We start from the raw sequence: 18,926 nt of genomic DNA on the forward strand, positions 1-18,926 counted from the left end.
AAATACCTCTTTGGGTGAGGGTAAGACCAATAATGAAAATTAAGAACAAGATATTTCTCTACTATATATGCATATCATTGATATTTTTCACCTTCTTAGAAATTATTTTTGTAAATGTCATAAAGAACGAATATCTTAGAAATTTTAAAGCCGAAATCCAAAATTACGTCAACCTATGCCTGAATTCCATCTCTGAAAAAAGCAAATTAATAATAGACTTTGAAAACCCTCAAAATTTTATATCAAAAATAGAAAGTAAAATAAAGGGAAATCAAATACTTAAAGATCTTAAAGTTGGAGGCATAATTATCCAAAGTAATAACACATATAGTATAATCCCCACAATAGATTATGAAGCCCTTCCTGAAAATCTTCTCACAGAAAAGGATCTTTATTACAAAGACAACTATTTTTATGTTTATCCTTTAACAAAAAATTCCTCTAACTCTACAGAATTAATATTTATTTATAATGCAAAAGAATTAAGAAATAAAATCGTAACTTCTGCTATCTCCTTTTCTCTACCTCTTCTTGCTCTCCAAGTATTCTTTACCATACTTTTTTACTACTCCATGAAGTACACCTATGTAAAACCCCTTGAAAAATTAGCTGAAAACTTAACTTTAGAAAATGTCTCAATGAATATAGAAAGTCACGAGATAAATAGAAAGGATGAGATTGGAACCCTTACCAGAAAGATTATTGACTTTGAAAAATCTATGAAAAACATAATAAGTTCTTATGAAAAAATTCTCCAACAAAAAGGAACTAACTTAAGCATACTTCTTCAATGTATTTCAGAATTTAATATGGCTAAAAAACCTGTAGACGTAGCAAAAGTAATAGCCAAACTTTGTAATGGAAACTTTCCCATAAAAATTTATGATGTTTATATCGTAAACCCTATAGAAAAAGAGGAGTTTTATCAAAATTTACAAATAATCAATAGAGAAGAAGCAAAAGAAATTTTAGACATGTTAAACTTCAATCCCAATAATAATTTCTATACCTCAAAAGACATAAAACTTTTTGCCTACAATGTTCCTGAAGATTATATCCTCATTCCACTAAGGAGAAATGAAAAATTATATGGGTTTATAGCAACGTCAACTCCTACTTCTAATGATCTACAAGATACTACTCTTTCAATCCTATATCATCTTACTGTATCCCTTGAAAACTCCTTTCTCTACGAACATACTGAAAAGCTGTCTTACGTTGATCCACTCACAGGGGTATATAATAAGAGAAAAATCGACGAAATCTTAGAAAACGAGGTAAACAGAGCCTTAAGGTATAACCGACCTTTAAGCTTGATATTCATAGATATCGATCACTTCAAGAATATAAATGATACTTACGGACACATTATAGGAGACAGTTTTTTGAAGGAATTGGCTCTTTTTTTACTACGTAATACAAGAAATATCGATACCATAGGAAGATTTGGAGGGGAAGAATTTGTATGTATCCTGCCTGAAACCGACCTAGAATCGGCTTATAAAGTAGGGGAAAAATTAAGAGTCAGATGGAATATAGAAAGGCACATAATTCCTATTAAAATTGATGAAAAAATAGGGACTTTGAGTATGGGGATATCAAATCTTCCTACCCACTCTAAGAATGCCAGGGAACTGTTAATATTAGCAGACAATGCCCTTTATAAAGCTAAAAAAGAAAGAAATAAAACCTTAATCGTGGGAAATTCTTAATAAGATTTCCTCTATGAGTTTACTTGGATTTTCTATCTTACCCTGTAAAAAATTCCCTTCTTTACTCCCTCTCCATCCATTGCTCAAAAGAATATTACGAACCTTATCCCAAATATCATTCTCCACTTTTGAACCAAACACAAAACCTTGTCCTTGAGAATTAAAAAGAACACCTAAAATACCCTCTTTTGCCAAAAGTCTTTGAGCTATATGTTTTAAGTCCTCCATCTCAAGATCTAAAATCTTCAAAATCAATTTATAACCCCCAACCTCTATTGCATCTTTCAAGAGTAAATCAGCTCTATAGGAATTCAATTCTTCTTTAAACTTCTTAACTTGTCTCTCTAAATTTTCTATTTTTACCAAAAGTATCTCTACTCCTTCAACAATATCAGGATTTCCCAATAGTTCTTTAATTTTCTTATATTCCTTTTCCCTCTCCTCAAGTCTCTTAATCACTCTTCTTCCTGCTACAAATTCCACTCGCCAATATATATTATTCTTTCTGTAAAAATCTACTATCTTTAAAACCCTTAATTCTCCTAAGTTCTTTACATGTAGTCCTCCACAAGGATTTACATCAAGCCCTGGAATTTCAACTATCCTCGTTTTTTCATCTTTCCAGTATATAGAGACTGGTATATTCTTACCAATGAAATCATTAACCTTTTCTTCTACTTCTTTAATAAAACTTTCTGGATTTAAACCTTTATAAGGAATTTCAATCTTTGTATGATCTTCAAAAATTTGAAAGCCTGTAGTTTCAAGGGAATATTCCTTCTCTAAAATAGCTGAAAGAAGATGTTGGGCAGTATGCTGTTCCATATACTCCCTGCGTAGATCCTTGTCTATAAAGATATCAACTACTTCTCCTACTTTGGGAAATCTCTCCCCAGATTTTTTGCCCTTGTGCCATATTATTCCATCTTCCTCAAAAACATAATCAACTAAGATTTTCCAGCCATCCCCTATTATCTCTCCCTTATCTGAGGGCTGTCCTCCACCTTCAGGGTAGAAGATAGTCTCGTCTAAGCTTAGAAGGAAATCTCCTTCTTGCTTTATCTTTCCAATTCTACTTTTCCACCTAAAAATTTCTGGATCTTCGTAATAAATCTTTCTTGTTTTCATGTCTTTAATTATACAGCAAATAAAAAGCCCCTGCTATTTTTTAGCAGAGGCTTCTCACTTTTCAAATTATCAATCTTTTAGATAATTTAAAATCTTCTGGTATGATTTCTACCAGAATAAGACCTACGCTCTTCCTTAGGCCTTGCTTCGCTTACAACGATCTTTCTTCCATTAAATTCATAACCATTGTAAGAATCAATAAGCTTCTGTGCTACTTCTTCGGTAGTCTCTACAAAAGCAAATCCCTTGGATCTTCCAGTATTACGATCGGTAATCAATCTAACACTTTGGATCTCTCCTTCTCCTCCGAAAAGTCCTTTGATATCCTCTTCGGTGGTCTGCCATGAAAGGTTGCCTACATACAGTGTCTTAACCAATTTAACGTACCTCCTAAAAAAATTTATTCTTTAATTATACGCTTATTATTTTTTTTGTCAAATTTTATTTTGCTTTATCAGAAGCAGGCATAAATTCTAAGTTGGGAGTAACTTTTACAGTAATAGTATGGTACCTCTCCCCAAAATAGTTAGTATCTCCTGTACATATATAATCTTTCCCTATTTTTTCATTAACTGCTCCCTTCAAAGTTTCAGTATTTAAATCAAGGATAAAATCTAAATCTTTTCCTTCCCCTTTTAAAATGTCCAAATCATTCTTGAATTTTAAACTTCTCGCATAATACTCTTGAATCACTCTAATCTTTATTGGCACTTCTATACTTCTACTACTTAAAGGAATTTTCAAAACCCAATCATGATCTGCAATACCATTGCCATCGGTGTCAGGTATCATAGTAGAGAAGGTCTCCCCTCCTATTACTGCCTCCACGTAAAATCTCTTTGAAGATATGTCTATTTTCTCATTTCTTGCAGTATAGGGAGTTATACCCCTTATATCTTTTACGACTAACCACATGACTTTATCCTTATAAGCAGGTTCATTTAAAGAATAATTAAAAAGAGAAGTATTATAAGAAAATCCATCCCACTCATATATCTGGGCTTTGAATTTCTTAGAGCCTACAAGATAATTTACTTTAACAAAAAAGTATAAATCTCCTGATAAAGCATCTAAATTGTTCTCTCCCAAAGCGGACACATTGAAGAAAGAGTTATACAACGGGTCCTGCAAAACCAAGGCTAACGATCCTTTCAATAAAAGCTCATCCTTTAATATAGTCAGCTCTCCTCCTACGCCAGCCGATGCCACTTTATAATCAATACCAATTTCTGCAAAAGCTTTTGTATCTATAGAGGGTTTTACGCTAATAGAACAACTTAAACTATCTAAATTGGAGCTTAACTCTAATCCTATTCCTCCTCTTATGCCAAAAGTTCCTGTTATATTAAAAGGCCCTACAGGAGCACTTATTGGAAATCCCCAGTCTACACCATATCTTAAATTTTCCTTTAGATCATATTTAGTTTTAAAATTCTTAGAATATTCCTTTTTTTCCAAGATATATACATTTAATTTTGCATCATCACCATTATTATTTCCCGAAACTAGATTAGTCTCAATCTTTATTAATTGAGCTTTACGCCCAAGGATTCCAGCTTCTGCCAAAGCATAAGCATTTGTCAATATTTGACTTTCTTTCCCTTTCATCTCAAGGTTTGTAGAGATATTAATATTAAAATTATTATCCCCTAAGTCTAGATCCCACTTTTTAGAAAAATTGTAGTCCTTAAATTCCTTCATAGGTTCTTCATTTTGGACAGGTTGAAGAACAGCAAAAGGAGTAATACTTCTTAGAAGCTTTCTTTGCATCTCTAAATCATCTCTTTTGATTAAAATCTTTTGTATAACAATCTCTTCTTCTTTATCCCTTAAAGAATACCCGTAAGAATTTAACTTCTTTTCAATTTCGTTTATCTCTCTTAAAAACTCCTCTCCTGTAATTTTGTTTCCATTTTCCAAAGTTATTACCTGACTCTTAGTGATCTTAAAGAAGTTGTAGTCAAAAGGTTTAAAAGTTATAGGAGTTTTTTTAATAGTGATTATATTAACATTAGAAGGACTCAATACAAGAGGAACATCCAATCTGATTTTTATGTTCTTAACACTTGGAGATATACTTGGTACGTTAAATCCTTCTTGATTCCCCTCGGCCAATCCAAAGAAAAGAAAGGCAAAAAGGATACTAAACAAAAATATTTTTCTCATGATTTCCCCCTGGGTTTTTAAGATAATTTAATATTAAAACAATAATTTTAAAAAATCAATAAAATTAAAAAATTTTATGGTTTTATCTTTTTAATTCTCTTAACAATATGATTCGTCAATTCTTCAACAGGTTTTGACCTTTCCTCAGAAATTTTAGGAATAAAAGTTCTTGAAAAGACAAGTCTCAATATACCAGAAAGGATAAATATGAGGTGGTATTCTACAAGATGAATATGGAGAAGATTATTTATAAAATTAACTATAGGAGGTGCTACGTATTCTATGATATAACCTCCCAGTATAAAAGAGACAGCATTAGTGATACCCACAAATAGATTTAATACTGCAATATAAAAAGAACGATTCTCATCGGGAGAAAGCCCTAAAGCCAAATTATTAAAGGAAAGATCAATGCCAGGCCAAAAGATTCCTGCAAAAATCTGAACAAGTATTACAAAAAACAGCCAGTTATTTGGAGTAGTAAAACACCATATGTAGGGTAAAAAACTCACAATAAAGGTACTTATTTCAAGAATAGGTTTATTCCCAAACCTATCTATTAATCTGCCTAAAATTCTTACCGAAAGAATTGTAGTAACATTACTAATAATTTGTACAAAAAGAGCTATATCAAAATAGCTCATTTTAAGATGCTTTATCATATAAAGGTTAAAATAAGGAGCAGAAATATTTAAAGCAAAATTCCAGAAAATAGCAAATAACAAAAAGCGAGAGAACTTAGGATGAGTTACAGATTCTTTAAAAAGCTTACTAAAATTAACATTAGAAAAATCAGTTTTTCTCATAGGAGGATCATATACCCATATGAAACATAAGATATCAAAAATTCCCAAAATCACCGCAAAAGTAAATACTATAGCGAAACCATAAAGATTAGAAAATTTATCAAGGAAGACTCCAATTAAAAGACCACTGATTAGTGAAACAAAAGTTGCAAGCATACTCCTATGGCTAAAGAATCTTCCTCTAATTTCTATAGGTACTAAATCTCCCATCCATGACATAAAGCTAACATTTATAAAGGCACCACCAATAGCAGTAATACTTAATAAAAAAACTATACTTGAAAAGAGCACATTCTTATCGTGAATAAAAAAGGGCAAAATAACTACTAAAAGCCATGGTAACCTCTGAAGAAAACCACCCAGGAAGAATAGAAACTTTCTTTTTCTTGTTTTCTCAAGCACATAGGAGGCAAAAAGTTGTATAGCACCTCCAAGAACAGGCATCGCCAACATAACACCATACAGGAGATCACCAAAACCAAGCTCTTTAGCAAATCCTGCTATAGGTGCTCCCTGGGTGACATTAAAGAAGATAATCCCAAAACATACTCCAAGGATTACCAAACTTAAACTTTTTCTTAATTCCCTATCTTCAACAAAACTTATATCAAATAGATTCCTTACTCTCATAACAAAAAATTATATCAAATTTACCTCTTTTAAAAACTCCCTATCGGAAAAAATAGTTTCGTAATCTCCTACTTTTACAATTTTTTTCTCTTCATTCATAACAAAAATCCTATCAAAAAATCCATTTACCATCTGCAAATCATGAGTTGCAGTAACTATAGTCTTACCAGCAGTTCTTAATTCCTTAATATAGGAAAGTAACTCTCTGACACTCCTTGGATCAAGCTCATTTGTAGGTTCATCCAAAAGAATGACATCAGGATCTATTATAAGAAGTGAGGCAAGAGCAACTTTCTTTTTTTCTCCTTCACTTAATTGAAAGGGAGATCTATTTAAAAGCTTTTCAATCCTAAATTTTCTACTACACTCCATAATTTTATTTTCTATTTCTGAATCGGAATAACCAATTTGAAAAAGCCCAAAAGCGAGTTCATCTCTCACAGTAGGTGAAAATAGCATGGCATCTACATTTTGGAAAAGCAAAACTACTTTCCTTCTAAAATAACGATTAAAAGAGGGATCTTCAAAATTTTTTTCGGTAAGTTCTTTTCCCTCAAAAAAAATTTTACCTCTTTGGGGAAATAAAAGCCCATCAAGGATTTTTAAAAGAGTAGACTTTCCTGACCCATTAGGTCCTAATATCCCTATACTTTCTCCTTCTTTTACCTCAATAGAAACTGAATTTAAAGCTACCCTTTCTGGAACGTAATAAAAACTAACATCTACCAATTTAAATAAAATCTTCGATCTATCCATATTAGAGCTCCAATTAATAACACCTCTATTATCACTGGTAAAAAATCTTTTGCTTTATATTTCTCCCTTTTAACGGGACAAAAATTTTTACTAAAACCTCGAGAAACCATACCTTGCCATATTTCTTCCGAAAGCATTTTTGCCTTTACAAACAAAAATCCAATGGCAGAACCAATAAAAGAATATTCCCTTTTATAACTAAATTCAATAGTTCTACTTTTTTTAGCCAAAAAAATATCCTCAGCTAAGTTAGCAAAAAAGAATATGTACCTATAGGTCATATAAATAATGCTTATAATTAAAGAGGGGACTCCTAAGATTCGTAAGCCTTTTATAATCCTTACCCAAGGTATAGTAAAAAAGATAATATTTACCAATGAAATGGATATTAAGACTCTAAATATTAATCTCAAAGCAACATAGAGTCCTCTATGAGAGTAACCCATACTAAGATTTTCAGGATTAAAAAAAAGATAAGGTAGTACAATAAGTATGGTAAAAAATAGCACAAAACCAAAAGACCGCTTAAAAAACTCTCTTAATCTTATATTGAGAAGATAAACAAAAGATAACAAGAAAAAATATATCAAAATGAGAATATATAAGTTATGAATAAAACTTATGGAGATTAAAAATAATCCTAAAATTATTATTTTTATTTCATCCTTTAACTCCCTCCAAAACCCAGGACTTTCCACCACCTCAAAAAATAAGAAGTCTCTTACTAATCTGTTTAACTCATATAAAGTCTTATCTATAAAATTATTCATTCTTGTTTTTCTTTTTTATGCCCCACCTTCCTATCAAATAAGTTATAAACATAACAATTAAAACACCTATAACTCCACTAATTATATATCCAATACTCTGATACAAGAGATCTTTGTCTTCCCAACCCTTTATATTATAATCAGGAAGTAAAGGTTTTGCGAGAGAAGAAAGCTTCTCTAAACCCTTAGGTATATAGCCTATCATCTCTTTTAACTCTTCAGGCCCCCATTCTCCCCAAGCAGCCCCAGCGTTTAAAAAGGTTGGCAAGAGAATTCCTATAGGCGACAAAAGAACAAGAATAAAAATACCTATAATTAATTTTCTCCAATTACTCATTTCTTATCCCTCCTTCACAGCACCTATCTTTCTTAAATAATAAAGAGCAGCCATTGTAACAATAGCCTCTACAAAACCAAAAATTAAAAGATGTTCTATCATCATTGCAGGAACAGTAACTTTCAAGGGATAAGGACAATAGAGAGGAAGGCCATTTGCATCTTTTGCTATATAAGGTTGAATACCAAGTTCAACTGCTGTAAGTAAAGCAGCTACATTTATTCCCAAATATGCACCAACTCCTGCCGAGATAATCTCTCTTTTAGAACCCAAACTTGCCTTTCCTTTCAATAGTTTATAAACATAATATCCCACTAAAGGCATTGCAAAGGCCATGTTAAAACAATTCGCTCCAATCGCAGTAAGTCCTCCATCCCCAAAAATCAATGCTTGAATTATAAGAACAATAGAAGTCACAAGTACAGCTGCCCAAGGGCCAAGAAGTATGGCAATAAGAACACTCCCTACGGCATGACCTGTAGTTCCTCCAGGAATAGGAATATTAAACATCATAATCACAAAAGAAAATGCTGCCAAAATAGCAAGAAGAGGTAAATCTTTCTCTTTTAAAAATTTCTTTACAGAGTTATAAGCCTTAGTCCAGATAGGAACCATCACAACAAGCATGCTTCCGTAAGTTTCTGGTCCTAAGTATCCATCAGGTATATGCATTTCTAACACCCCCAAGTATTATAAATTTTTAAAAAAGTGCTACTTTAAAACTAGAAAAAATTATACATCAACAAAACCTAAATCGTAAAGCAAAAACTTAAAGACTAAATAATATCAGTGATGGATATATTTGTATGTCTTACCCACTTAAGGGATGAAATTTCATTATAGAGTTTTTTAATTTTCTCAACTTTACCTCTTACCAATATTACTTCCATACAGTTCTTCTCATCAAGATGAACATGTAAGGTGGAAATAATCACATCGTGATAATGGTGTTGTATATCAGTTAACTTTTCTGAAAGGCCATAAACATCGTGCTCATAGATAAGACTTATACTCCCTGCCACTTTCTCACTTTTTATATTCCATTTCTCTTTAATAATATAATCTCTCATTAGATCCCTTATGGCCTCTGATCTACTGTTATACCCTTTATTTTCTATTATCTTATCAAAATTCTCTAAAAGATCCTCCTCTACAGAAACCCCAAAACGCACAATCTTAGTCATATTAGTACCCCTAAACAGAATTTTTGATAAATTATAACATAAAACTTTAAACAGGTTTTTACAATTCATACTTTTTAGGTATAATATTAAAAAACAATTGAGGTGAATTATATGTATGAAAAATTAGAAAAGCTTAAAAATTTTCTAAAAGAGTGCCAAAAAGTTATAGTAGCTTACTCAGGAGGGGTAGACAGCACTTTTCTTTTAAAGATTGCTAAAGATACCCTCGGAGAAAATGTTTTAGCAGTCACTCTTGTTAGTCCTATTTTCCCTAAAAAAGAGATTGAGGAGGCTAAAGAATTTGCAAAAAAGCTTAAAGTACAGCATATAATTATAAACAACGATGAGCTCTTAAGAAAGCGAGAATTCATAGAAAATCCACCTGATAGATGTTATATATGCAAAAAATATAATTTTCAAAAAATCTTAGAAATTGCAAAAGAAAAGAATATAAAATGCATACTTGATGGTAGCAACGCTGATGATCTAAAAGATTATAGACCTGGAAGAAAAGCCCTAAAAGAGCTTGGAATCCTAAGTCCTTTAATGGAAGTAGGCTTTACAAAAGAAGAAATTAGAGAATTATCAAAAAAGCTTAATCTTCCTACCTCAGAAAAACCATCCCTTGCCTGCCTTGCCACAAGAATTCCCTATGGAGAAAGAATTGAAATTGAAAGACTAAAAAGAATAGAAGAAGGAGAAGACTTTTTAAGTAAATTAGGATTCAAACAGGTCAGAGTTAGAGACTATAAAAATATGACAAGAATAGAAATAGAAAAGAAAGATTTTAATCTAATTTTGAAAGAGAATATAAGGGATAAAATTATTAAAAAGTTCAAAGATATTGGATATAAATATATAACTCTTGACCTTGAAGGATATAGAACGGGAAGCATGAATGAAGAGATAAAAAAGTAAAAGGGGGAGTAAACTTTATTCTCCCCCTTTATTAAACTATCTTTATGAAACTATTCCTAAATCTTTGTGTTTCGAATAAACACTCTCTGCAAGCTCATCTAATAACCTAAAATCTTCTTTTTCTGGGAGACCCTTTACAAGAACAGGATTAATTATTTCTACACTAAGATTGGTAAGATTGCTCTTTAAAATTTCAAGAGTTCTTCCACCCCATCCATAGGATCCAATAACCGATACAAATCTTGCTTTGGGTTTAAGAACATTTGCAAGGTAGGTAACATAAAGAGCTTTAGGATGCGGACCAGCAAGTACCGTAGGAGTACCTATTACAATAGTTGCAGCATCTACAAGAGCCATGGCTATCTTTCCAATATCTGCAACAGCTAAATCAAACACTTCTACATTTACTCCTTTTTCAATTAACCTGTCTACTAAATAGTCTACCATTATCTTTGTACTATCATGCATAGAAATATAAGGAAGAACTACTATATTTTTAGGTTCATCACTTATCCAATCCTTATAAGCATTGATAATGAAATTAGGATTATTATAAATAGGTCCATGACTTGGAGCTATTAGCTCAATATCTAAATCTTTGATTTTCTCAAGATTCTTCTGAATTATGCTACGAAATGGCATCATTATTTCTGCATAATACCTCTTTGCAGCCTCATAAACAATTTTTTCATCTTCTACATATAAACTTGAAGTCGCATAGTGAGAGCCAAAAAGATCACAAGTAAAAAGTATTTTATCCTCCACAAGATAGGTCACCATAGTCTCAGGCCAATGTACCCAAGGAGTGTATATAAATTTAAGAGTTTTATCTCCAAGAGATAGCTCTTCACCATCATTTACTGTAATAAACCTTTCATCAGGTATATGCAAATGAGATTTAAGTAGCTCCTTACCCTTTGGATTAGTAACTACCTTAGCAGAAGGATATTTTTCTAATACATAAGGAATACTTCCTGAATGATCCTGCTCCGCATGATGGGATATCACATAATCAATGTGTACTATATCAGCAAGATAAGAAAAAAGTACATCTTTCTTACTAGGATCTACGGTGTCTATCAATGCAGTCTTCTCACTTCCTAAGATGAGATAAGCATTATAGCTGGTTCCATCAGGTAAAGGAATAAGAGCATCAAATAGGGTTCTATTCCAGTCAGGAGCTCCCACATAATAAATCTTTTCTTTTATCTTCCTTGGTTTCATTCTCAATCCCTCCAATTCATACTTTTTAGGTATATTTTTCAATAGTAATTATAATACTAATAATATAAGATTGCAAAAATTTTTCAATAACAAAAGAGGAGTTGAAAGAGATTATAAATGAGGAAAGGGAAGGAACTCCCTTGTTCCTCCCCTAAGCAGTAAAACCCCCATCAATAGAAATAATACTTCCAGTCATATATCCTGCCTCATCGCAAGCTGCGAAAAGTATAGCAAAAGCTATTTCCTCTTCCTTTCCTAATCTTCCTATAGGACGCCTCTCAGACATCTGCTTTAGTACTTCATCAGCATTAGGCAAGTTCTTTAATCTATCAGCAAGTCCTTTAGTAAACGTTGTTCCTGGACATACAGCATTGACTCTTATATTTTCTCTTGCATAATCAACAGCCATAGACTTTGTCAAAGAAATAAGTGCTGCCTTAGACATACTATATACACATCTTTCTGGAATTGCCCTTAAAGCCACCTCTGAAGATACGTTTACTATTACTCCTCCACCTTGCTTTTTCATCTCAAGTACAGCATACTTTGAAAGGAAAAATGGGCCTTTCACATTAATAAGCATAGTCTTATCAAAATCTTCTTCAGAGGTATCCTCAACTTTACCATACACTACTATTCCTGCATTATTGACAAGAATATCTATTCTACCAAAATTGTTTATCACTTCTTTTATTATCCTCTCTGCATCTTTAGGAGAAGAAACATCTCCCAAAATAAATACAGCCTCACCACCATTACTCTTTATAATCTCAACAGTCTCTTTGCCTTTTTCCTCTGAAATATCATTTACAGCAACTTTAGCTCCTCTTTCTGCAAACATGATAGCAGTTTTTCTCCCAATACCAGAACCCGCACCAGTAATAAGAACTACTTTACCCTTAAAGTTCATTTTCCTTTCCCTCCTATTTTCCAAAGATTAAGTTTGGTATGAACAATACAAGATCGGGGAAGAAAACCAATGTGATAATCGCAAGGACTACAGCTAAAAGGAAGGGCCAAGACTCTCTTATATACTCCTCTAAGCTAACATCCAAAATAGTACACACCGCATACATGGCAGCCCCCACCGGAGGAGTAAAGTTACCAACAGCACAAGCAATAACAAAAATAAGCCCAAAATGTACAGGATCAATACCAAGTCTCATAGCAATTGGGAAAAATATAGCAGTCAGCATTAATATAAGAACAGTAGCATCAATGAAGAATCCAGCAATAAGCAGAAGAACAATTAAGATTAAGTAAAAAACATAAGGATTATTTGTAATTCCCAAAATCCAAGAAGAAATTATTTCTGGGATTTTTTCCCAAACAATACCGTAAGAAAATATATTTGAAAAAGCAATCAATGACATAGTAGCACCTATATCTATCGCAGATCCCCTAAGAGCTTCAATAAAATTCTTAAAATTTAACTCCCTATATGCAAAAATACCTACAAACAATGCATATACTACACATAAAGCTCCAACCTCAGATGGTGTAAAAAGTCCTCCCCTTAACCCCACAATAAGTATTACTGGAAAGATAATAGCCCATATACTTTTTATGAAGGAACTTCCTATTTCTCCGATAGAAGCCCTTTTCTCCCTCAAAGGAGCAAAATTTCTTATACGAGCAGTAATTGCAACAGTGATCATCAAAAATGTCATTATCAAAAGTCCTGGAACAATTCCTCCTGCAAATAATCTACCTATGGAAACTTGAGCAATAGTACCAAAGAGAACCAGACCTATACTCGGTGGGATCGTTGGTACCTCAAGAGAAGAATATACTAATGCTCCTGCTGCATACCCCTTAGGAAGACCTCTTTTTATCATTTCAGGTCCAAGCATTCTAGCCTCCATTGCTGCATCCGCAATAGCAGAACCTGAAACTCCTCCCATCAAAGCGGAAAGAATACAAGTAACTTGAGCAAGTCCCCCTCTCAAATGTCCCACGAGCACTACAGAAAGATCTATCAATCTTTTTGTAATGCCAGTATAGTTCATCATATTTCCAGCAGTAATAAACAAAGGAATAGCAAGAAGTGCAAAGTTAATATTTTGGGTCAAAGGAAGCTGAATAGGAGTTGTAATTGGAATCTCAGGATGCTGTAGGAAAAACAAAAATCCCGAAATTGCTATAGCAAAGACCACAGGCATTCCAAGAAGCATAAATAAAAAAAAGAATAAAACTACTAAGAGCATAGCTCTTTCCTCCATCTTCTTAAGTTAGTTATTTCGTCGATAATTTTTACTAATGTTGTTATTGATAAAAGAAGGGACCCTACAGGAATACTTAGTGTAGCCCACATATAACTGAAGCCATACATACCCTCAAAAGTTCTATATCTCTGGATAAAAGCTAATTTAACACCAAATACAATAAGAAAAATCAAGAAAGCCAAAATAACAAGATAATTAAAAATCTTAATATAACTTTGAATTTTCTGAGGAAATCTTTTCACCAAAAAATCCACATTCATAAGTTTATCCCTTCTATAGGCAGCATCCATAGCAAACATAGTAGCCCAAGCAAAAAAGAAGCTAGCTAAAGGATTAGCCCAATATATAGGATTTTTTAAAGTTCTTGAGACACCCGCTGAAAAAACTAATACTACAATTAGAATTAAAAGAACCTCTGCTACATATAGCTCGATTTTTCCTAAAATCTCATATATTTTCCTCATCTCTAGCAAACTCCTCCCCTAATAAATAAAGAATTCAAGGGGAGCCCATTAAAGAGCTCCCCATAAACTTTTTCTTACTTCTTTCTCATCTCTTTCCAAATTCTATCTTTTACTTCTTTTACTTTTAGTACTTCATAAGCTTTTTCACCAGCTTTTTTAAAGGCTTCAAGATCAATATCTTTCGTAGGAACAATTATCATACCTTTTTCTTGTATCATCTTCTTCACTTCTTCTTCCTTTTGGAATACAACTTTTGTAGTTTCAAGTCCTGCTTTATCACATTCCTCTTCTAAGATCTTTTGGTAAGTAGGTGGTAGGCTTCTAAACCATTTTGCACTTACAACCTCAAAATTGATAAGAAGAATATGTCTTGTCTCGTTCACATATTTTAATACTTCATAAAGCCTCATTCCTGGTATGTTGTTGTATACTAACTCTACACCATCAATAGCTTTTTGTTGAAGAGCAGGATAAATATCACCAAAAGCAATAGCTACTGGAGTTGCTCCAAGAGCTCTTATGGACTCCTGCCAAACTGGTGTTCCAGGAGTTCTTATTCTAAGACCTTTAAGATCCTCTGGCTTTTTAATTGGCTTGTTGGTCATAAAATGCCTAAATCCTTGTATCCACGTAAAAGAAAGCACCTTAAAACCATACTTTTCTTCAAGAGTCTTTAACCAGTTATGAACCGTTGGCATCTTCTTTAATTTTGCCACTTCCTCTGGACTATCCACAAAGTATGGACAATTCATGACACCAATCTCTGGCACATACATAGCCATTCTTGCAGCATCAGTATTTTGTCCCACATTAGCACCCTGTCTAATCTGTTCTAATATATCTTCCTCAACTCCCAATTGTGCGCTATGATAAACCTCAATCTTCAAACCACCTTTTGTCCTTTCCTCAACAGCTTTTGCCCATTTCAAAAATCCTTCATGGTAAGGATCAAGAGGAGAAAGCACATGATTAAACTTCAATACAAATTGGCGAGTTTGGGCAGAAAGTGGTACTGCAAGAAGAAGCAAAACCAATAAGCCCAACATTAGAAATCTTTTAAAATTTTTCATTCTCCTAAACCTCCCCTTTCAAAAATAATTTAATTAAAGCTAAAAACACAAAAAAGACTGCAAAAATCAGATATAAAGCTTTTTTTATCCTCTCACCTCCCAACCTTTTAACATACTCTACTTAAAGGTTCTCTACCCTTTAAAGCTAAAAGGAGATTTTCAACAGCCAATTTTGCCATATTTGCAACTGCCTCTTCTGTATGGGCTCCTATATGAGAAGTCACCACTACATTATCTAGCTGAAGAAGAGGAGAATTTTGTGGAGGTTCTTTCTCAAAAACATCTAATCCAGCTCCTGATATTCTTCCTTCTTTCAAAAATCTATACAATGCATCTTCATCCACGATACCCCCACGAGAAGTGTTTATTAGTACAGCATTTTTTTTCATCATACGGAGCTCCTTTTCAGAAATCATATGATAAGTTTCTTCAGTTAAAGGCACATGAATACTAACCACATCAGAACTTCTAAGCAGTTCATCTAAGGTCACATAAAAGACTTTCTCCTTAGATGCCCATTCGTAATCAGGATATTTATCAAAACACAAAACCCTTAAATTAAAACCCTTTAATAGTTCAATTACTCTTCTTCCAATGCTTCCTGTCCCTATAACTCCTAAAGTCTTTTCACTCAACTCATTCCCTATAAATCTATCCCATCTTCCCTCTCGGGTTTTCTTATCAGATAGGTTTATCTTTCGCAAAACATTTATAATTAACCCCACAGTAAGCTCAGCCACTGCATTACTATTTGCCCCTGGAGTATTTGTAACAACTATATTTCTCTTTTTAGCCTCTAAAATATCAATATTGTCTACTCCTACACCATACTTTGATATAACTTTTAATTTGTTAGCATTCTTTAAAACCTTAGAGGTGACAGGATCAATCCCCACAATAAGTCCATCCACATCTCTTATTAATTCCCTCATCTCTTCTTCCGTTAAAACTCTCCCAAAAGGATTAAGCATTACCTCTATTCCTTCTTCTTTAAAGACTTCTTCAAATTTATCTTTTATCTTTTCAAAACTTCTAGGAGTGATAAGCACTTTAAACAAAAACATCTCTCCTTTCTTTTAAAATCTTTTAGGAACAATTGCTTCTCTTGTAAGTTTTAAATTTTCTATTATCTTGTCCAATCTCCTTAGAGCAACCCCTATATATAAAGTGTCTATGATGGAAAGCTGAGCTATCCTTGCAGAAGTACTCTCTGTTCTATAAAAAGTTTCTTCGGAGGAGACTGAAAGTTTTATATCAAGGACTCTATCAAGAGGGGTTCTCGCATAATGAGTTATTCCAATAGTAGTTGCTCCTCTGTTTTTAGCAAGCTCCAAAGCATCAATAATATCCTTACTACTTCCAGAAGCAGATATCCCTATAACCACATCCTGAGGTTCTAAAATACTTGCAGACATTGCCATCATATGGCTATCCACATAAGCTACTGTAGGAATTCCAGTTTTCATAAATTTATGTTGAGCATCAAGAGCTACAGGTCCTGATCCACCAACCCCATATATTTGAAGCTGTCTTGCATTCAAAATAGCCTCGATTGCCCTTTCAATCTCCTTTACTGAAATAACATTCAATGTAGACTCCATAGCCCTGATGTTGGCAGAGAAAACCTTTTTAAGAATTGTTTCCAAATCATCTCCTTCTTGTACTGCCTGATGTATTGTCTTTATAGGCTGAATCTTCTCTGTAGCAAGAGCAATCTTTAATTCCTGAAATCCCCTAAGCCCAAGTTTCTTACACATCCTTACTATGGTAGCCTCACTTACTCCTATCCTCTCTGCAAGCTCAGTTATTGGAAGATGAAGGACATCTTGCCAATGAGCTAAAATATAATTTGCTACTTTTTCTTCAGAGTCTCTGAAATTATCTTTCTGCTCTTTTATTTTTTCAAGGACATTTTTTTCCATTTTATCCCCCCTCTTGTAAATTTTTTACACATTATAAAAATCTCTCTCTTAAACCATTTCTAAGAAAATTTTTTTCATAAAGATAAAAAATAAAGTGATAAACTATATTTTATTATAATAATACGTTCTTTAAAAATGTCAACGTATTATTTTGATGAAAATTTTTTACATAAACTTGGCAAAAAAAATAATCATCTAAAACTGCAGAAAACAAAAAACTTTTTATAAAGAAGCTAAAACTCTTTTTGTAGTATCCATTAGTCTAAAGACATATTCCTTTGGATCCATCTTAGCATATTCTGGCCTTATTACCTCAGGAACAATGTAACCATCAAATCCTCCCTCTCTCAAATAGATCAAGATCTGTTCCAGAGGAATAACACCTTCACCTGGAAAAAGTTGTTGATTTTCTCTTAAATAGTACTTGGGAACATTTTCAGCATCTTTTAAAAAGACAAACTTTATTCTACAGAGATCCTTATCCCTAAAGACATCAAGATCCTCACCACTTATGTAAAAATGAAAAGTATCAAAACCCAGATTTAATTTTTTATCCTTTACCATGCTCAAGACCTTATAAGCTTTACTTAATGTATTCACCACGGAAAAGGCATTTATTCTCAATATTAAGGACAAATCAATTTGAGACAAGAATTTTGAAAAATCTTTAGAAAATACTTCTAAAGCTACATTAAAACTTAGATTGAATGGTTTTTCACAAGGATTCACAAGAAGAAAAGGTACATCTAATTCTTTAGAGAGGTTATAGATATTTAAAATTTCCTCATTTTTATTTCCTAAATCAAACTTGAAATCATGCGAAATTAGTAATGGTTTTATACCATTTTCTGTAAGAATGTTTCTCAATTTGTCTTTACCATTCTCATTTAAAAAGTTAAGAAGTTTTTTATAATCAAAGATTATAAGATTTGTGTATTCTTTTATAAGATTTATCTCCTCTATTAGGGAAAGACTTATTAAATTACTTCCTGACCAAACTATCTCCATATTTTTAAATCCCCCTTTAATTCTTCATATATCTAATTCTAACACATTCTTGTCATAGCCCATATTCTATGCTAAACTATCCAAGGCATAATACAAAAAATATAATAAACAAGGAGGTAATAGACAAAAATGAGAAAACCAGAAGAAATAAGACAACTAATACAAGAATTAAGTGATTACAAACACTCAAAGTTATTAGATAGCTTTGGGCCAGAGTACATAAGAAGAGAGACTGCTCAAAGGATAATTTCTGTATTAAGGTGGGTCCTTGAGGATCCTGCAGTACAAATTAATTTAAAGAAAGAACAATAATATAAAAAATAGCATTAGGAGGAACTCATATTGAAAAAAGGATCCAAGTCTAATTTTGATTGGGAAGAAAAATTAATCGCTTTTTATTATACTGCCCTTGAAAATTATGTAGAGAAAGTGGAGCTCTCTGACAGATTAAAAGACGAGTTTGATGAAGATATAGATAGTGATGAACTAATGATTCTTGCTCAATTTCTTGCTTTAGCCACCAAAAAATTTTTACAACAAGAAGGGTGGCTAAAGCAGGATGATGATCTTGATTTATTCTTTCCACCATCACCCTATATACACTAA

Annotated in this window: 21 protein-coding genes; 4 read left to right on the forward strand and 17 right to left on the reverse strand. The window is 32.8% G+C overall.

Annotation, left to right across the window (positions count from 1 at the left end; all coding sequences use genetic code 11):
- Positions 1–32 precede the first annotated feature (32 nt).
- A complete protein-coding gene (locus DICTH_RS10135; RefSeq protein ID WP_012548376.1) occupies positions 33–1,712 on the forward strand; it encodes a GGDEF domain-containing protein in 1,680 nt (559 codons plus the stop codon).
- On the opposite strand, the gene DICTH_RS07990 is transcribed toward DICTH_RS10135, so the two are convergent.
- From DICTH_RS07990 to nikR, 9 genes are all read right to left on the reverse strand, one after another.
- Positions 1,692–2,840, reverse strand: a complete 1,149-nt coding sequence (locus DICTH_RS07990; protein ID WP_012547972.1) for an alanyl-tRNA editing protein — start codon at positions 2,838–2,840, stop codon at positions 1,692–1,694. The genes DICTH_RS10135 and DICTH_RS07990 overlap by 21 nt on opposite strands.
- 86 nt (positions 2,841–2,926) lie before the next feature.
- Positions 2,927–3,217: an RNA recognition motif domain-containing protein gene (locus DICTH_RS07995; protein WP_012548214.1), complete on the reverse strand. Its 291-nt coding sequence runs from the start codon at positions 3,215–3,217 to the stop codon at positions 2,927–2,929.
- A 64-nt stretch (positions 3,218–3,281) separates the two neighbouring features.
- Positions 3,282–5,006 (reverse strand): hypothetical protein, encoded by a 1,725-nt coding sequence (locus DICTH_RS08000; protein WP_012548621.1) that lies wholly within the window; start codon positions 5,004–5,006, stop codon positions 3,282–3,284.
- Positions 5,007–5,080: 74 nt separating this feature from the next.
- Positions 5,081–6,442, reverse strand: a complete 1,362-nt coding sequence (locus tag DICTH_RS08005) for an MFS transporter (protein WP_012547661.1) — start codon at positions 6,440–6,442, stop codon at positions 5,081–5,083.
- A gap of 9 nt (positions 6,443–6,451) precedes the next feature.
- The gene (locus DICTH_RS08010; RefSeq protein WP_012548722.1) at positions 6,452–7,198 is read right to left on the reverse strand and encodes an energy-coupling factor ABC transporter ATP-binding protein; all 747 of its coding nucleotides are present in this window, start codon (positions 7,196–7,198) and stop codon (positions 6,452–6,454) included.
- On the reverse strand, positions 7,165–7,968 hold the full coding sequence (cbiQ, locus tag DICTH_RS08015; RefSeq protein ID WP_012547664.1) for a cobalt ECF transporter T component CbiQ: 804 nt from the start codon (positions 7,966–7,968) through the stop codon (positions 7,165–7,167). The genes DICTH_RS08010 and cbiQ overlap by 34 nt, the downstream gene beginning before the upstream one ends.
- Positions 7,961–8,305 carry a PDGLE domain-containing protein gene (locus DICTH_RS10240; protein ID WP_012547963.1) on the reverse strand — a complete coding sequence of 115 codons (345 nt, stop codon included), beginning with the start codon at positions 8,303–8,305 and terminating at the stop codon, positions 7,961–7,963. The genes cbiQ and DICTH_RS10240 overlap by 8 nt, the downstream gene beginning before the upstream one ends.
- Before the next feature lie 3 nt (positions 8,306–8,308).
- The gene (cbiM, locus tag DICTH_RS08025) at positions 8,309–8,977 is read right to left on the reverse strand and encodes a cobalt transporter CbiM (protein WP_012547722.1); all 669 of its coding nucleotides are present in this window, start codon (positions 8,975–8,977) and stop codon (positions 8,309–8,311) included.
- A 104-nt stretch (positions 8,978–9,081) separates the two neighbouring features.
- The gene (gene nikR, locus DICTH_RS08030; RefSeq protein ID WP_012547888.1) at positions 9,082–9,489 is read right to left on the reverse strand and encodes a nickel-responsive transcriptional regulator NikR; all 408 of its coding nucleotides are present in this window, start codon (positions 9,487–9,489) and stop codon (positions 9,082–9,084) included.
- A gap of 111 nt (positions 9,490–9,600) precedes the next feature.
- Here nikR and larE point away from each other — a divergent pair, with 111 nt between their 5' ends.
- Complete coding sequence (larE, locus tag DICTH_RS08035; RefSeq protein WP_012548794.1) at positions 9,601–10,407, forward strand: ATP-dependent sacrificial sulfur transferase LarE; 807 nt, start codon at positions 9,601–9,603, stop codon at positions 10,405–10,407.
- A 42-nt stretch (positions 10,408–10,449) separates the two neighbouring features.
- On the opposite strand, the gene DICTH_RS08040 is transcribed toward larE, so the two are convergent.
- From DICTH_RS08040 to DICTH_RS08075, 8 genes are all read right to left on the reverse strand, one after another.
- Complete coding sequence (locus DICTH_RS08040) at positions 10,450–11,631, reverse strand: FprA family A-type flavoprotein (RefSeq protein WP_012547698.1); 1,182 nt, start codon at positions 11,629–11,631, stop codon at positions 10,450–10,452.
- A gap of 151 nt (positions 11,632–11,782) precedes the next feature.
- Entirely contained in the window at positions 11,783–12,541 is a 759-nt protein-coding gene (locus tag DICTH_RS08045; protein ID WP_012548552.1) for an SDR family NAD(P)-dependent oxidoreductase, read from the reverse strand.
- 13 nt (positions 12,542–12,554) lie between these two features.
- Entirely contained in the window at positions 12,555–13,838 is a 1,284-nt protein-coding gene (locus DICTH_RS08050) for a TRAP transporter large permease (protein WP_012548433.1), read from the reverse strand.
- Positions 13,829–14,320, reverse strand: coding sequence for a TRAP transporter small permease (locus DICTH_RS08055; RefSeq protein ID WP_012547356.1), 492 nt, complete (start codon positions 14,318–14,320; stop codon positions 13,829–13,831). The genes DICTH_RS08050 and DICTH_RS08055 overlap by 10 nt, the downstream gene beginning before the upstream one ends.
- Before the next feature lie 74 nt (positions 14,321–14,394).
- Positions 14,395–15,390 carry a C4-dicarboxylate TRAP transporter substrate-binding protein gene (locus tag DICTH_RS08060; RefSeq protein WP_012548181.1) on the reverse strand — a complete coding sequence of 332 codons (996 nt, stop codon included), beginning with the start codon at positions 15,388–15,390 and terminating at the stop codon, positions 14,395–14,397.
- 107 nt (positions 15,391–15,497) lie between these two features.
- The gene (locus DICTH_RS08065; protein ID WP_041723317.1) at positions 15,498–16,454 is read right to left on the reverse strand and encodes a phosphoglycerate dehydrogenase; all 957 of its coding nucleotides are present in this window, start codon (positions 16,452–16,454) and stop codon (positions 15,498–15,500) included.
- A 12-nt stretch (positions 16,455–16,466) separates the two neighbouring features.
- The gene (locus tag DICTH_RS08070) at positions 16,467–17,312 is read right to left on the reverse strand and encodes a MurR/RpiR family transcriptional regulator (RefSeq protein WP_012547087.1); all 846 of its coding nucleotides are present in this window, start codon (positions 17,310–17,312) and stop codon (positions 16,467–16,469) included.
- Between the two features lie 222 nt (positions 17,313–17,534).
- On the reverse strand, positions 17,535–18,320 hold the full coding sequence (locus tag DICTH_RS08075; RefSeq protein ID WP_012547928.1) for a sugar phosphate isomerase/epimerase family protein: 786 nt from the start codon (positions 18,318–18,320) through the stop codon (positions 17,535–17,537).
- Between the two features lie 129 nt (positions 18,321–18,449).
- On the opposite strand from DICTH_RS08075, the gene DICTH_RS08080 reads away from it, so the two are divergent.
- Both DICTH_RS08080 and DICTH_RS08085 read left to right on the forward strand, forming a co-directional pair.
- Positions 18,450–18,632, forward strand: a complete 183-nt coding sequence (locus tag DICTH_RS08080; RefSeq protein WP_012548709.1) for a hypothetical protein — start codon at positions 18,450–18,452, stop codon at positions 18,630–18,632.
- Positions 18,633–18,662: 30 nt separating this feature from the next.
- Positions 18,663–18,926, forward strand: coding sequence for a hypothetical protein (locus DICTH_RS08085; protein ID WP_012547639.1), 264 nt, complete (start codon positions 18,663–18,665; stop codon positions 18,924–18,926).

The sequence above is a fragment of the Dictyoglomus thermophilum H-6-12 genome, from assembly GCF_000020965.1.
GTDB classification, from domain to species: domain Bacteria; phylum Dictyoglomota; class Dictyoglomia; order Dictyoglomales; family Dictyoglomaceae; genus Dictyoglomus; species Dictyoglomus thermophilum.